This is a genomic window from Mesorhizobium quangtriensis (assembly GCF_040081925.1).
GTDB lineage: Bacteria > Pseudomonadota > Alphaproteobacteria > Rhizobiales > Rhizobiaceae > Mesorhizobium_K > Mesorhizobium_K quangtriensis.
On record NZ_JBEBMF010000001.1, the window covers coordinates 1,119,319 to 1,133,128 of the forward strand.

Annotated in this window: 10 protein-coding genes; 3 read left to right on the plus strand and 7 right to left on the minus strand. The window is 61.4% G+C overall.

The window, feature by feature from the left end:
- Nucleotides 1-8: 8 nt before the first annotated feature.
- Genes ABMA32_RS05535 through bchF form a run of 7 tightly spaced genes read right to left on the minus strand, consistent with a single transcriptional unit; the run spans nt 9 to nt 10,177 of the window.
- Nucleotides 9-1,439 (minus strand): BCD family MFS transporter, encoded by a 1,431-nt coding sequence (locus tag ABMA32_RS05535; protein ID WP_349012715.1) that lies wholly within the window; start codon nt 1,437-1,439, stop codon nt 9-11.
- On the minus strand, nt 1,436-2,152 hold the full coding sequence (gene bchM / locus ABMA32_RS05540) for a magnesium protoporphyrin IX methyltransferase (protein ID WP_349012716.1): 717 nt from the start codon (nt 2,150-2,152) through the stop codon (nt 1,436-1,438). Before bchM ends, ABMA32_RS05535 begins: the two co-directional genes overlap by 4 nt.
- A complete protein-coding gene (bchL, locus tag ABMA32_RS05545) occupies nt 2,152-3,069 on the minus strand; it encodes a ferredoxin:protochlorophyllide reductase (ATP-dependent) iron-sulfur ATP-binding protein (protein ID WP_425475471.1) in 918 nt (305 codons plus the stop codon). Before bchL ends, bchM begins: the two co-directional genes overlap by 1 nt.
- On the minus strand, nt 3,066-6,836 hold the full coding sequence (locus ABMA32_RS05550) for a magnesium chelatase subunit H (protein ID WP_349012717.1): 3,771 nt from the start codon (nt 6,834-6,836) through the stop codon (nt 3,066-3,068). Before ABMA32_RS05550 ends, bchL begins: the two co-directional genes overlap by 4 nt.
- On the minus strand, nt 6,811-8,367 hold the full coding sequence (gene bchB / locus ABMA32_RS05555; RefSeq protein WP_349012718.1) for a ferredoxin:protochlorophyllide reductase (ATP-dependent) subunit B: 1,557 nt from the start codon (nt 8,365-8,367) through the stop codon (nt 6,811-6,813). The genes ABMA32_RS05550 and bchB overlap by 26 nt, the downstream gene beginning before the upstream one ends.
- Nucleotides 8,367-9,662, minus strand: coding sequence for a ferredoxin:protochlorophyllide reductase (ATP-dependent) subunit N (locus ABMA32_RS05560; protein ID WP_349012719.1), 1,296 nt, complete (start codon nt 9,660-9,662; stop codon nt 8,367-8,369). The genes bchB and ABMA32_RS05560 overlap by 1 nt, the downstream gene beginning before the upstream one ends.
- Nucleotides 9,659-10,177 (minus strand): 2-vinyl bacteriochlorophyllide hydratase, encoded by a 519-nt coding sequence (gene bchF / locus ABMA32_RS05565; protein WP_349012720.1) that lies wholly within the window; start codon nt 10,175-10,177, stop codon nt 9,659-9,661. Before bchF ends, ABMA32_RS05560 begins: the two co-directional genes overlap by 4 nt.
- Before the next feature lie 288 nt (nt 10,178-10,465).
- Here bchF and ABMA32_RS05570 point away from each other — a divergent pair, with 288 nt between their 5' ends.
- The 3 genes from ABMA32_RS05570 (at nt 10,466) to chlG (ending at nt 13,810) form a co-directional block, all read left to right on the plus strand.
- On the plus strand, nt 10,466-11,374 hold the full coding sequence (locus ABMA32_RS05570; protein ID WP_349012721.1) for a cobalamin B12-binding domain-containing protein: 909 nt from the start codon (nt 10,466-10,468) through the stop codon (nt 11,372-11,374).
- Between the two features lie 21 nt (nt 11,375-11,395).
- Nucleotides 11,396-12,835 carry a transcriptional regulator PpsR gene (gene ppsR / locus ABMA32_RS05575; RefSeq protein ID WP_349012723.1) on the plus strand — a complete coding sequence of 480 codons (1,440 nt, stop codon included), beginning with the start codon at nt 11,396-11,398 and terminating at the stop codon, nt 12,833-12,835.
- A 66-nt stretch (nt 12,836-12,901) separates the two neighbouring features.
- Nucleotides 12,902-13,810, plus strand: a complete 909-nt coding sequence (chlG, locus tag ABMA32_RS05580) for a chlorophyll synthase ChlG (protein WP_349012724.1) — start codon at nt 12,902-12,904, stop codon at nt 13,808-13,810.

The following is a 13,810-nucleotide window of genomic DNA, read 5'->3' on the forward strand; positions in this document are numbered from 1 at the left end:
CTTTGTCGTCAGCCTGGAAATTCGGCGAGACCGAATGTCCGTTTATTTTCTGGTTCACTCACGTAGCGGACCAGCGGTCCGATGGCGATCAATGTTGCAAAAAGGAGAGCGATCTCAATATGATAGACCACACCGTATGCAGCATCGGGGTGCGCGAATGCGGGTCCAAGAAGGCCGCGGTCGGCAAGAGCCTGGATGATGTCGCGCAGCGCTCCGCCCATGCCGACGGCAAGGCCCATGGCAGTCGCCTGAACCGCTCCCCAGACCCCGATCGCAATCCCGCTGTCACTTGCGCGTGCCAGATCCATGGCCGCCGTCAGCATCCCGACAGAAAACAGGCCGCCCCCGAAGCCGATCAGAAGTGTTCCCAGGCGGAATACTGCTGACGATTCAAGAGGAGCGGACAAGATCACGAATGCGAACGCAGGCAGGCCTGCGAGTGCGCCGAAAGCGGCGAGCCGGCAGGGGTCTAGCCCTGCGGACAGGGCGCGGGCCGCCAGCACCAGTCCAGCTATGGTGCCAAGTGCCAGGATGGCCGTCAGCATGGTCGTGGCCGAAACACCGAGATTGAGCACCTGTCCGCCATAAGGCTCCAGAAGCACGTCCTGCATCGAGAACGCGGCGGTGCCAAGCGCCACAGTGACCAGAAGGCGGCGCGCCCGCGATGAGGCGGACATCACGGACCACGCGTCCTTGAATGCCACCCGCTTGCGCTCGGGATCCGTGCGCGATGGATTGCGGCCTTCCTGTTTCCAGAGCGCCACCATATTCAGGACGATGGTGATGACAGCGGCCCCCTGAACGACCTGGATCAGCCGCAGGTGGCTGAAGTCGGAGAGAAGCGCCGAGAACAGCAGCGCCGAGATCAGCATGCCAACAAGCAGCATCACATAGAGCAGCGCGACTACGCGCGGGCGCGTTGCGGGCGGCGCGAGGTCGCAGGCCAACGCGAGGCCGGCAGTCTGGGTCGTGTGCAATCCCGCACCGACCAGCAGGAACGCAAGGGCCGCGCCGATCTCGCCGGCATACGGCGTGGCGGCAGCGCCTCCGCCGGTCAGCACGAGCAGCGCGAACGGCATGATCGCGAAGCCGCCGAACTGCACCATGGTGCCCATCCAGATGAACGGCACGCGCCTCCAGCCAAGATGGGAACGGTAGGTATCCGAACGGTGGCCGATCAGCGCGCGCACCGGGGCGAAAACGATTGGCAGCGCAACCATGAAGGCGACGACTGAGGCAGGGACTCCAAGCTCAACGATCATGACCCGGTTGAGCGTCCCGGTCAGCAACACCATGGCCATGCCGACCGAAACCTGGAAAAGCGAAAGGCGGATGATACGCGAAAGCGGAAGGCTGTCGCTGGCGGCGTCTGCGAATGGAAGGAACCGAGTTCCCACCTTTCCCCATTGTCTGGCCAGCCTTGCGCCTCCGATCATCATGGCCGGACGAACTCCAGCATCTGGGATTTGTAGAAGCCGTGTGAGATGCGTTGAGTGCGCGCTGCGGTCCAACCTTCCAGCGCTGGCAGAGAGGCCAAGCGCTTCACAATCTCATTTGGCCGGATCGGGACGATCGACGGCGCCCGGTCGGAACGGGGGAACAGCCGGCCGATGCCGTGCATCACCGCCAATGCGGGAGTCCAAGGCGCGAAGGTAAAGACGATCTTGCGAAGCGTGCGTTTCGCCAGCCGCGCCAGGGCCGCCGCCGCGTCTTCTTCCTGGTAGTGGATAAGGGAGTCCATTGCCATCACGGCATCGAAATCACCAAAGGATTCCGCAAGCATATCGCCGGAATGAAACGCCACGCTGCCTGGACCATGATCCTGCGGGAGCGTCTCGCGCGCGAAACGAATGATTTCGGGCGCCAGGTCTATGCCGATCACGTCAGCCCCGCGGCGCGACAGTTCAAGCGACATCGCCCCGGTACCGCAGCCAGCATCCAGAACGCGCCAGCCTGACAAATCGTCAGGCAGGCTGGCCATCATCGCAGTGCGCATCTGAGCTCGTCCTTCACGCACCGAGGCGCGGATGCGGCCGAGCGGTGTATCGGTGGCGAAGCGCTTCCAGGCCTCGACAGCCGTGCGGTCGAAATAGGTCTGGATCTCGCCACGACGCTGCGCGTAGGCCCCGTCTGAAGGGTTGGACACCGACATCAATCGAACCCCAGGAAATCGAATATGTCGCGATCCTTCATGGGGTCCGCGGTCAGTTCGTCGGTGCCGGCCCATAATGTCTCCGCAAGCCTCATGTATTCGGCGCGGACAGCGAGAACCTCGGGCGACTCCTCCATCTCGAAGAGCGTCGACTTCTTCAGGCGTGAGCGGCGCACGGCGTCGACATCGCCGAAATGCGCAAGTCGCTTGAGACCTATCGCGGCATTGAAGCGGTCGATCTGGTCCGTCTCGCGGGAGCGGTTGGCGATCACGCCGCCGAGGCGGACATTATAGTTCTTCGACTTCGCCTTGATGGCTGCGATGATGCGGTTCATGGCGAAGATCGAATCGAAGTCGTTGGCAGCCACCACGAGCGCACGCTCGGCATGCTGCAAGGGCGCTGCGAAGCCGCCGCAGACGACATCGCCCAACACATCGAAGATCACCACGTCCGTGTCATCGAGAAGGTGATGCTCCTTCAGCAGCTTTACGGTCTGCCCCACGACATAACCGCCGCACCCGGTGCCGGCGGGCGGTCCGCCAGCCTCGACGCATTTTACGCCGTTGTAGCCCTCGAAAACAAAATCATCGGCCCGCAGCTCTTCAGTGTGGAAGTCCACTTTCTCAAGAATGTCGATAACCGTCGGGATCAGCGACTTGGTCAGCGTGAAAGTCGAGTCGTGCTTCGGGTCGCAACCGATCTGCAGGACGCGCTTGCCGAGCTTGGAAAATGCGACCGACAGGTTCGACGAGGTCGTCGATTTTCCGATGCCGCCCTTACCGTAGATGGCAAAGACCTTGGCTGTCTCGATGGTAACCGAAGGGTCTAGCATGACTTGGACGCTGCCCTCGCCGTCCAGCCTCGCTGCCTTAACCGCTTCGTCGCGCGCGACCCTTGGATGCGTGAATACGTTCATGCTGCGGCCTCCACGCCAATGCCTTCGACACGGTCTTCAAGTTCCTCACCTGCCTGGCGCAATGCTTCGAGCATCGCCGGATCGGGCGTCCAATAATGACGCTCATGAGCCTCGACCAGACGGTTAGCGACCCGGGCCGATGCCGTCGGATTGAGCTTCGCAAGGCGCTCGCGCATTTCCGGGTCGAGTACGAAAGTCTCGGTCAGTTGCTGATAGACCCATGGCTGCACCTCGCCAGTCGTTGCAGACCAGCCCATCGTATTGCGGACGTGCTCCTCGATCTGGCGCACGCCCTCATAGCCGTGGCTCAGCATGCCCTCGTACCATTTCGGATTCAGCATGCGGGTGCGTGTCTCGATCGCCACCTGTTCGGAGAGCGAGCGCACGACGCCTTCGCCGCGCGTCTGGTCGCCGATGTAGACCGGCGCAGCCTGGCCGCCCTTGGCGCGGCGTACAGCACGCGAAATTCCGCCGAGCGTGTCGAAGTAGTGGTCGACCGTGGTGATGCCGAGTTCCACTGAATCGAGGTTCTGGTAGGCGAGGTCGACGCTAGACAGGATACTGTTCAGGAGGGCCGGCTGCTTGTTGGCGACGCCGGAGCGGTCGTATGCAAAACCCTTGCGGCTTGCATAGGTTTCGGCGAGCTCGTCCTCGTCGTCCCACGAACCGTTTTCGATCATGTGATTGACGTTCGAGCCGTAAGCGCCCTCGGCGTTTCCGAACACCCTCAACGCGGCTGTTTCCAGGTCGCAACCGGTTGCAGCCTGATGCGCAAGAGCGTGCTTGCGAATGAAATTCATCTCCATCGGTTCGTCCGCCGAAGCGGCCATGAACGCCGACTCTGCGAGCAGCTTGATCTGCAGCGGCAGCAAGTCACGGAAGATGCCCGAAAGCGTCGCTATAACGTCGATGCGCGGGCGACCGAGTTCCTCCAGTGGGACCAGCGTTGCACCGGCGATACGTCCGTAATTGTCGAAGCGCGGTTGGGCGCCCATCAAGGCAAGCGCCTGGGCGATCGGCCCGCCTTCATTCTTGAGATTGTCAGTCCCCCAAAGGACGATGGCGACGGTTTCGGGCGTCGCTTGGCCGTCGGCTGTGTGCCTGTCGAGGATACGCTGCGCCTGACGCGTACCGTCGGCGATTGCGAAAGCGCTCGGTATGCGGAACGGGTCGAAGCCGTGCAGGTTGCGACCGGTTGGCAGTATGGCAGGTGTCCGCAGCAAGTCGCCGCCGGGGGCAGGGCGCGTGAAGCGGCCGTCGAGTGCGCGCAGGATCGCCGGTGTCTCGTGGTCCTCGGCCAGCAATCGATCTGTTGCTGCGAGCGTGCCTAGCGCCGCCAGAGTTGCCTCGTCGCGCCGCAGGGGCGTGGCGGCAACCGCCTGCGCCGGCGATGCGCCTGCGACGATTGCGTCAGCAACGGTCCGGTCGAGCCGCAGCCCGTGTGCCGCTTCGGCTGCCGAGAGTAGCATGTCCGCACGTTCGTCCAACGACAATCGCTGTCCAACGACATGCAGCCCGTGCGGGATCAGTGTATATTCGAGTTCGAGGATCTCGGCGCCGAGTGCGGCGATGCGGGTTTCGGCATCGCCGGTCCATTGGGGGTCGGCCGGGGCGAGGTTGACAGTGGCCGCCTGCGCCTGAATGAGGATCGCCAGTTCGGCGCGCTCGGACACCGCGTCGGGAGCCAACCCGCGCCAGCGCTCGATCGTGGCCTTGAGGTCCAACAACCCGCGATAGAGTCCGGCGGTGGCGATCGGCGGGGTGAGGTAGCTGATAAGCGTGGCAGCCGAACGCCGTTTCGCGATCGCACCTTCCGAAGGGTTGTTCGCTGCATAAAGATAGATGTTAGGAAGATCGCCGATCAGCCGGTCTGGCCAATCCTTCGCCGAAAGGCCCGACTGCTTGCCAGGCATAAATTCGAGCGATCCGTGCGTGCCGAAATGTAGCACCGCCTGGGCTCCGAAGTCCTCGCGCATCCAGCGATAGAACGCTGCGAAGGCGTGCGTCGGCGCAAACCCCTTTTCGAACAGCAGCCGCATCGGGTCGCCTTCGTAGCCGAAGGCCGGCTGTATGCCGACGAAGACGTTTCCGAACTCAGCCCCCAACACAAAGATCGACGACCCGTCGCTCTGCTGGCGGCCGGGGGCGGGGCCCCACTGTTTCTCGATGTCGTGGAGCCAGCGTTCGCGGCGGATGTGTGTGTCGGCAGGAACGCGTACGTGGACGTTTGCATGCGCACCGAACCGCTCGCGGTTTCCCTCGATGAGGCGTTCGCGCAATGCGTCCACCGTCGCTGGCACCTCGACATTGTAGCCGTTGCGCTCCATCGCGAGCAGAGTTCCGTGCAGCGAAGCAAACACCGATAGATACGCAGCGGTGCCTGTGTTGCCGGCGTTGGGTGGGAAGTTGAACAGCACCACGGCTATCTTGCGCTTGGCGCGCTCCGTGCGGCGCAGCGCAACCAGATTGGCAACCCGAGCCGCCAGCATTTCCGCTCGCTCGGTGCAAGCGTGCATGTCGCGGGCGGCGTTACCTGGCGAGAAGGTACAGCCGCGCTGGCAACCCGTGCACGGCTTTCCGGCATGGTCCGAGCGCCCGCCGAATACGATGGGACCTGTCGCGCCATCCAGTTCTGGAATTGCAACCATGATCGTCGATTCGACAGGCAGCAGCCCCCGGTCTGAGGCCCCCCATTGTTCGAGCGTCTGGAGTTCCGCCGGATGGCCAGCGATGTAGGGAACATCAAGCTGTGCCAGCATGTCTTCGGCGGCCTTGGCATCGTTGTACGCAGGGCCCCCGACAAGCGAGAATCCGGTGAGCGACACCAGCGCATCGATTGTCGCGCGGCCGTCGCGCATAAAATATTTCTCGATTGCCGGACGTGAATCCAATCCGCTTGAAAAGGCGGGGATCACGGTAAGGCCACGTGCCTCGAGCGCGGCGATGACGCCGTCGTAGTGGTCGGCATTGCCGGCCAGCATATACGAACGCAGCCCCAGCACGCCCACTACGCCCATGCGACCGGCAGACGGCAGATTGTGAGCACGCTCCGAAATCCGGCCTTCCAGTCTCGGATGATAGACGCCTACCTCGGGGTAGGCGATAGGCGCATCTACCTTGAGTGCGCCTCGCAGATTGCGGCGCTCGCCGTCCGCATATCTGTCGATCAGGGTGCGGACCATGTTGGCGAGGTTCTCGTCCGAACCGGCCAGCCAATACTGCAAGATCAGGAAATAAACACGAACGTCCTGCGCGGTGCCGGGGATAAACCGAAGAATCTGCGGCAGGCGCTTCAGCATCCTCATCTGCCGCGCGCCGGCACTGGCGTTCCGGTCCTTGCCGTTGCCTTTCAGGCGTTTCAGGAAGCTCAGTGCGCCGCCCTGCGGGGAGTCCATGCGGAAGCGACCTATGCGCGTCAGCTTCATCACCGAGCTGTCAGACAGGATGCTGACAATGGCGTCGCATTTCACGGCGCGTGCCCGGAGGTCCGGCATGATTTCGGTGAAGTGGCTCTCCAGAAAGAGCATGGCGCAAATTACGATATCCGCGCGGGCTATGTCTTCGCGACAAAGCGTCAGCTTTTCCGGGTCACCCGAAAATTCCGTCGCGGCGTGCAGGCTTATCGATAGGCCTGGCATCTCTCGCTTCAGCGCCGCGCGCGCACGATCCGTCGCGCTCGCGATGTGCGTGTCCATCGTGATGATGGCGATCCGGATCGGGATCACGCCGACCGGCGTGCCCTTAGCGGCTGAAGTGAGCCTTGGCATCGTACAGCGCCTCGACCGTAATGATGCGGATTCCCTGATCCGCGGCGAATTTTTCTGTGTTGCGGCGGGCTTTGCCGCGCACGAAAAACGGTATCTTCTTTAATTCGCGCTCCGCATCGTCGGCCCAGGCGACTTCGCCCGGCAACTCGATCGGCTGGCTTGCTTCAGTTTGCTCCTCGGGTTTCTGAGTCTCCGCGGCACGCGCGCCTTGCGAAAGATGGGATGGCTGCGCGGCGTCGTTGAACTCGAAATCGTCGCGGAACATGTTCAGTAGGTGTTCCTCCAGCCCCATCATCAGCGGGTGGACCCATGAATCGAAGATCACGTTTGCGCCCTCGTGACCCATCTGCGGCGAGTAGCGTGCAGGAAAGTCCTGCACATGCACCGGCGACGAGATCACCGCGCAAGGAATGCGCAGCCGCTTGGCGACATGTCGCTCCATCTGCGTGCCAAGCACCAATTCGGGCTGGGCTGCGATGATCGCGTCCTCGACTTCCAGATGGTCATCCGAGATCAACGGCTCGACTCCGTATTCGGCCGCTGCCGCGCGCACTTCGCGGGCAAATTCTCTGGAGTAGGTGCCAAGGCCGCAGACGGTGAACCCCAGTTCCTTGGTGGCGATGTGGGCGGCCGCGACCGCATGCGTGGCGTCGCCGAAGATGAAGACTCGCTTGGCCGTCAGATAGGTCGAGTCAACCGACTGCGAGTACCAGGGCAACCGCGATTCGGTTGCGGGAACCACGTCGGCCTGCAGTCCCGCCGCCTGGGCAACCGCGGCGACGAAGGCGTCGGTCGCCATTGCGCCGATGGGCTGGATCACAACGCTCGGCTGGCCATGATTGCGCTTTAGCCAGTCTGCCGCCACCCCCGCGACTTCGGGATAGAGCACGATGTTGAAGTCGGCTTCGGGCAGCCGGGCCAGGTCGGCGACCGTGGCGCCCAGCGGCGCCACGACGTTTACAGTTACGCCAACGCTTTCGACGAGTTTCGTTACTTCAACGATGTCGTCGCGATGGCGGAAGCCCAGCGAAGTTGGCCCAAGGACGTTGCAGCTTTTCCCGGGCGCACGCTGCGCCGGCGTACCTGCCGGCGCCGGTGCGAAGGCGCGCACCAGTCGGTAGAAGGTTTCTGCCGCGCCCCAGTTTTCCTTCTTCTGGTATGAAGGCAGTTCGAGCGGCACCACGGGAATGTCGAGAGCGAGTGCGGCTGCAAGGCCGCCGGGATTGTCTTGGATCAGTTCCGCCGTGCAGGACGCGCCGACCAGCACTGCGTCGGGCTTGAAGCGCTCGACTGCGTCACGGCAGGCGGATTTGAATATCTCCGCTGTGTCCGAGCCGAGGTCGCGTGCCTGGAAGGTCGTGTAGGTCACCGGCGGGCGCGTGTTGCGCCGCTCGATCATCGTGAACAGCAGGTCCGCATAGGTGTCGCCCTGCGGCGCGTGCAGCACGTAGTGGACGCCCTTCATCGAGGCGGCTATCCGCATCGCGCCAACATGCGGGGGACCTTCGTATGTCCATACAGTGAGCTGCATCAGCCGCTCACTTTCAGCCGCTCGCGGCGGTTGAACGGGCGAGCAAACAGTTCGGCCAAGTCGCCTGCCTGTTCGTAGCCCTGCACCGGCGTGAAGACGAGTTCGATCGACCACTTGGTCGTTATGCCCTTGGCCTCCAATGGGTTGGCCAGCCCCATGCCGCAGACCACAAGGTCTGGTCGTGCCTCCAGGCAGCGATCGAGTTGCCGGTCGACGTCCTGGCCTTCGCTGACCATCACATGATCGGGAAGCAGTTCGAACTCGCCGGCGAGATGATGGCGATGCAGGAAGGGCGTGCCGATTTCTAGGATCTCCATGCCCGTCTCGCGTTGGAGGAAGCGCGCCATGGACGGCTCAAGTTGCGAATCGGGGAAAAAGAAAATCCGCTTGCCGTCCAGTGTGGCACGGCTGCGCGCGACTGCCACCCGCGCACGCGCACGGCCGGCATCCGTTATCGCGGCGAACCGGCCTGCATCAACGCCAAATGCATCTGCGGCGGCCTTCAGCCATGCAGTCGTGCCTTCCTCACCAAGGGGGAAGAGCGCCGGAATATGCTTGGCCCCGCGCCCTTCGAGCGCCTTCGCCGTTTCGCCAAGGAACGGCTGTGCGAGCAGTAATCTCGTGTTTGGTCCGACATGAGGAAGCGCCGTCGATGCCCGGGGCGGCAGAAACCAGACCGGACCGATACCCAAAGCCTCAAAGATGCGGCGGAACTGGTCCTCGACGACATCGGCCAAAGCTCCGGCGACGATCAGGGAAGGCTTTGCGTCCGCTGGTTCTGCGGGCATTTCCTTGACCAACGCCGCAAGGAAATTATCCTCGCCCTGCGTGAAGGTCGTTTCAATGCCGCTGCCGGAATAGTTGATGACCCGCACGGCTGGGTAGTTCAGCCGATTCAACCTTTCGGCGGCTTTCGAGAGGTCGAGCTTGATTACTTCCGAGGGGCAGGAGCCGACCAGCACGAGCATGCGGATTTCGGGGCGCCGCGCCAGCAGTCTTGTGACGACCTTGTCCAGTTCGTCGTGGACATCGGCCATGCCGGCCAGGTCGCGCTCGTCAATAATGGCCGTTGCGAAGCGTGGTTCGGCAAAGATCATGACGCCCGCCGCCGACTGCATCAGATGTGCGCAAGTGCGCGACCCGACAATCAGGAAGAACGCGTCCTGCATCTTGCGATGCAACCATATGATCGACGTCAGCCCGCAGAACACCTCGTGTTGACCGCGCTGTCGCAGCGGTTTGATGTCCGTTCGGCAATCCTTCACGCGTTCGCCAGGGAAAAATGGAGCGTTCATCGGGCGACCTCCATCGCACCCATGTGTGCGGGTGCGGTGGATAGTCGAGCGGCGCGCAGCTTTAGAAGGAACTGAGCGGCGTTCAACGCATATGTCGCATAGGCTGCGAGCGCCAGAAACATCAGTTCCACGGGGCTCAGAAGGTTCAGGAAAAAGCAGACCAGATAAGCAGTATGCAGTGCCAGCACCAGAATGGACACTACGTCTTCCCAGAAGAAGGCATCGGCAAAGAGCCAGCGCCCGAACACCACCTTCTCCCAGATCGAGCCGGTTATCATGATAGTGTAGAGAAGGAGCGCCTTAACTACGACCGAGGCGTTGGCCGCCCCGATTCCCTCTCCAGTCGCCAGGTAGCGCAGTATGAGCAAGATACTGAGCAGGAACACCAGGAACTGGACAGGCGCTAGAATTCCCTGCACGAGGGTCCAGACCGTTGCGTCACGGCGCTGCCGTTGCTCGGGAGTGTAGAGCTGTCCGGCCTGCTTGTCAGTGCGCAGTCGTCCTGACTTTGCCACGACCCTCGCGCCTCCCTTCCTGCCTGCTTCGAACTTGCTAGGACTGTACGCCCGCTTTTCCAAAAGTGTCAATCAAACATGACGTAAAAAGATATTTACAGAATTGTCTCCTGTAGGTAGTTTTTGCGACTGGAAATCGGAAAAAAGGCATTTTACGATTTTTGGTGTGAGAGGAGAGTCAGCGCGAGAAATGCGCGACTTGCGACGAGCTCGCTAGGGCACGACCCAAGCCGAAGGGCGGCAGAAGACCGCGGTGTTTTTTTCGTTGGCGAACAATGGGATCGCCACATGGTTCAGGGACGGATCGGCACTTCACGTGGCTCGCGCGGTGGCAAATCCTTTGCCCCTGGCCAATACGGAACCATCGAAGGCTTCGATCGAGCGTCGAGCTTGTCCGCGGTTGGAGACAGGACAAGTGCCACCGCTTCGCCGAAGAGAATACCGGAAGTAGCAGAAGACTGGATTATGGAGAGTATTGAGCGGAAGCGTTCGCGTCTGCTTCTGGTCAGTTCGCTGCAGCGTGAACGTATCGAGGAGTTCGTCGAACTGCTGTTCGACGAGGAATCTGATGATTGCCGCGACATGCTGGACGATGCGCTCGCCGATAGTGGGGACCCGCAGAAGGTTGTCGAGGTCCTGCTTGAGCCAGCGGCGCGTATCATAGGTGAAAAATGGTGCGCTGATGAATGCGATCTGCTCAAGGTGACGATCGCTGTATCGCGCATGCAGAGGCTGTTCAGGCACATGGCCGCTGAAACGCCCATCGGTGTCCTGCCCGATCTGTCCCGCTGCGCATTGCTCACACCGGCGCCCGGAGAGCAGCACACTTTTGGTCTGTCAGTGGTGGACGACGCTTTCCGGCGTGCGGGATGGGAAGTGGACTGCTGCGGTTGCGACGAGGAGATGGATGTCTATCGTCTCGTTGCTAATAACCACTACCAGATTATCGGAATATCCGTCAGCGTGGAACGGCATTTGCCGGATTTGGCCTTGCTCGGAAGAAAATTGAGGTCAAGGTCTCGGAACAAGTCGATCGTCTTGATTGCGGGCGGAAGCCTCGTTATGGAAAATCCTCAGGGCGCCATTGACGCCGGGTTCGATCTGCTTGCCGTGGACGCGGTGTCCGCGGTTGCTCTGGCCGAAACGGTCGTGGCTTCTCTCGCGACCGATATCGAACAATCGATAGCGGCGGAGTAAGAAGGGATTTGACGATCGTCCATGGACAAGCAGGTTTCCCGAGAGGTGTCCCGCTCGTTCCGCTCCAACAACGAACTCTTTTCGGGACTGGGCGCGGATGCCCTTGGCGTGCTTGCGGCTGCCAACTCGGATCTCGCACTCGTCATAGCGCGCGACAACAAGATCATTGATGTCGCGTATCGCGACCGGAGCCTCAAGGCTTGGGACGTCGATGAATGGGTAGGTAAGTCCTGGAAGGACACAGTGACGGTCGAGAGCCGCGACAAGACCGACGAGCTCTTGCAGGAATCATTGAAAACGTCTCCCACCCCTTCGCGTCAGGTGAATCATCCGGCCAAGAGCGGCAGGGATCTTCCCATTGGGTACCGACTTGTCTCGTTTTCAGGCTGGCCGCACAAAGTGGCACTGGGCACTGACCTGCGCCCGATGGCGGAGATGCAGCAGCGTCTAGTGCGCCTCCAAATCGAGATGGAGAAGGATTACAGGAAGCTTCGCGATATCGAGTCCCGCTATCGCATCCTGTTTCATGTCGCCGTCGAGCCGCTGATCGTCGTCGAGGCACAGACGCTCAAGATTCTTGACGCCAACGATGGCGCAGTCCGGTTGCTTGATCGCTCCATCAGCAAGCTCGTCGGCAAATCCGCCGCCACTGTGTTTGCCAAGGCTGACCAGCCCAAAGCCACTGAGGCACTGACTGCGCTTGGCTTGCGCGCGCGCGCCGAAGTCTTTCACGCTCGGCCGGCCACATCCGACAATCGGATGAAGATTTCCGTCACGCCGTTTCGGGAGTTCGGCAGGACTAACCTTTTGGTATCTTTCTCCAGCGACGAGAAGCGGCATCGGTCGCTGGGGTCGCAGAAGGACGCCACGCTCGTGTCGATGATCGACCAGCTTCCAGAGGGAGTGGTGATCGTCAATGCAGATGGCAAGATTACGCAGGCCAACCCCGCTTTCCTCGACATGGTCAGAGTGGTCGACCTCGATCGTGTGGAAGACAAGGGGCTCGACAACTGGCTTGGCGGTTCGAGCGTTGATCTTCAGGTGCTGATGTCCAATCTGCGCGAACACGGAACGGTTAGGCGGTTCTCGTCGGTGATCCGGGATGAACTCGGCGGCAGCGAGAACGTGGACGTTACCGCCACAAGGATCGATGGCCCCGAAGGAACGCATTTCGGTTTTGCCGTGCGCGAGCAGGCGCACGGAGAGCAGGCGCAGGCGGGAGGGTTTAATCTTCATCCGGGAAGCTCGACACAGTTCACGGATCTTGTCGGCCGTGTGCCGTTGAAGGACCTCGTTCGCGACACCGCGGACGTTATCGAGCGCCTTTGCATCGAAGCGGCACTGCGGCTTACGGACAACAACCGCGCTTCAGCAGCCGATATGCTGGGGCTCAGTCGCCAGAGCCTTTATATAAAGCTCAAGCGGTACGGCATATCTGACGCTGAAGACGGCGACGATTGACAGTATTTGCTGTCGCGAAGTGTCAATTTGAATTGACGTAAAGTCATGTAAACAGTATCGTAAAGCATGACCGATATGCTCGTCATGCGCCGTCGTTCCGCGCTGCCCTCGATCGGCGCGACGATCGAGCTTCTAAAGCCGATTACATGGTTCGCCCCGATGTGGGCATTTGCCTGCGGGGTGGTGTCGTCAGGGGTCGGAATTGGCGATCGCTTGCCTTATGTGATTGGCGGCATCCTGCTTGCGGGACCCCTCGTTTGCGGAACAAGTCAGGCCGTTAATGACTGGTATGATCGCGAAGTCGATGCCATCAACGAGCCCGATCGCGTCATACCTTCGGGCCGTATGCCTGGTCGTTGGGGCTTCATTGTCGCGGTCGTCAACACGCTGTTATCGCTTGCCGTTGCATTCTGGCTGGGGTCATGGGTTTTTGCAGCAGCGGTCGTCGGATTGGCGCTGGCATGGGCTTATAGCGCGCCTCCCTTTCGTCTCAAGCGCAGCGGCTGGTATGGGCCGGGCGCGGTGGGTCTTTGCTATGAGGGATTGCCCTGGTTTACAGCGGCGGCGGCCGCAACTGGCGCATTTCCAGGTTTCGCCACGTTATCTATCGCGCTGCTATACAGCGTCGGCGCGCATGGGATTATGACGCTCAACGACTTCAAGTCCGTTGCTGGCGACCGTCAGATGGGGCTCGCGAGCCTGCCTGTCATCCTTGGTGTGGACCGGGCCGCCTTGTTAGCCTGCTGGATCATGGCGCTGCCGCAGGCGGTGGTCATCATCCTGCTGCTGGTTTGGGGATTTCCGATCCACGCGATCATCGTTGTTGTCCTGCTAGGCGGCCAGGCGATTTGCATGGCGCGCATGATGACCGATCCGCAGCGCTATGCCGCCTGGTACAACGCGACCGGCACGACGATGTATGTCTTCGGCATGCTGGCCTGCGCATTCGCCATTCGCTCGATGCAAGGAGGTTGA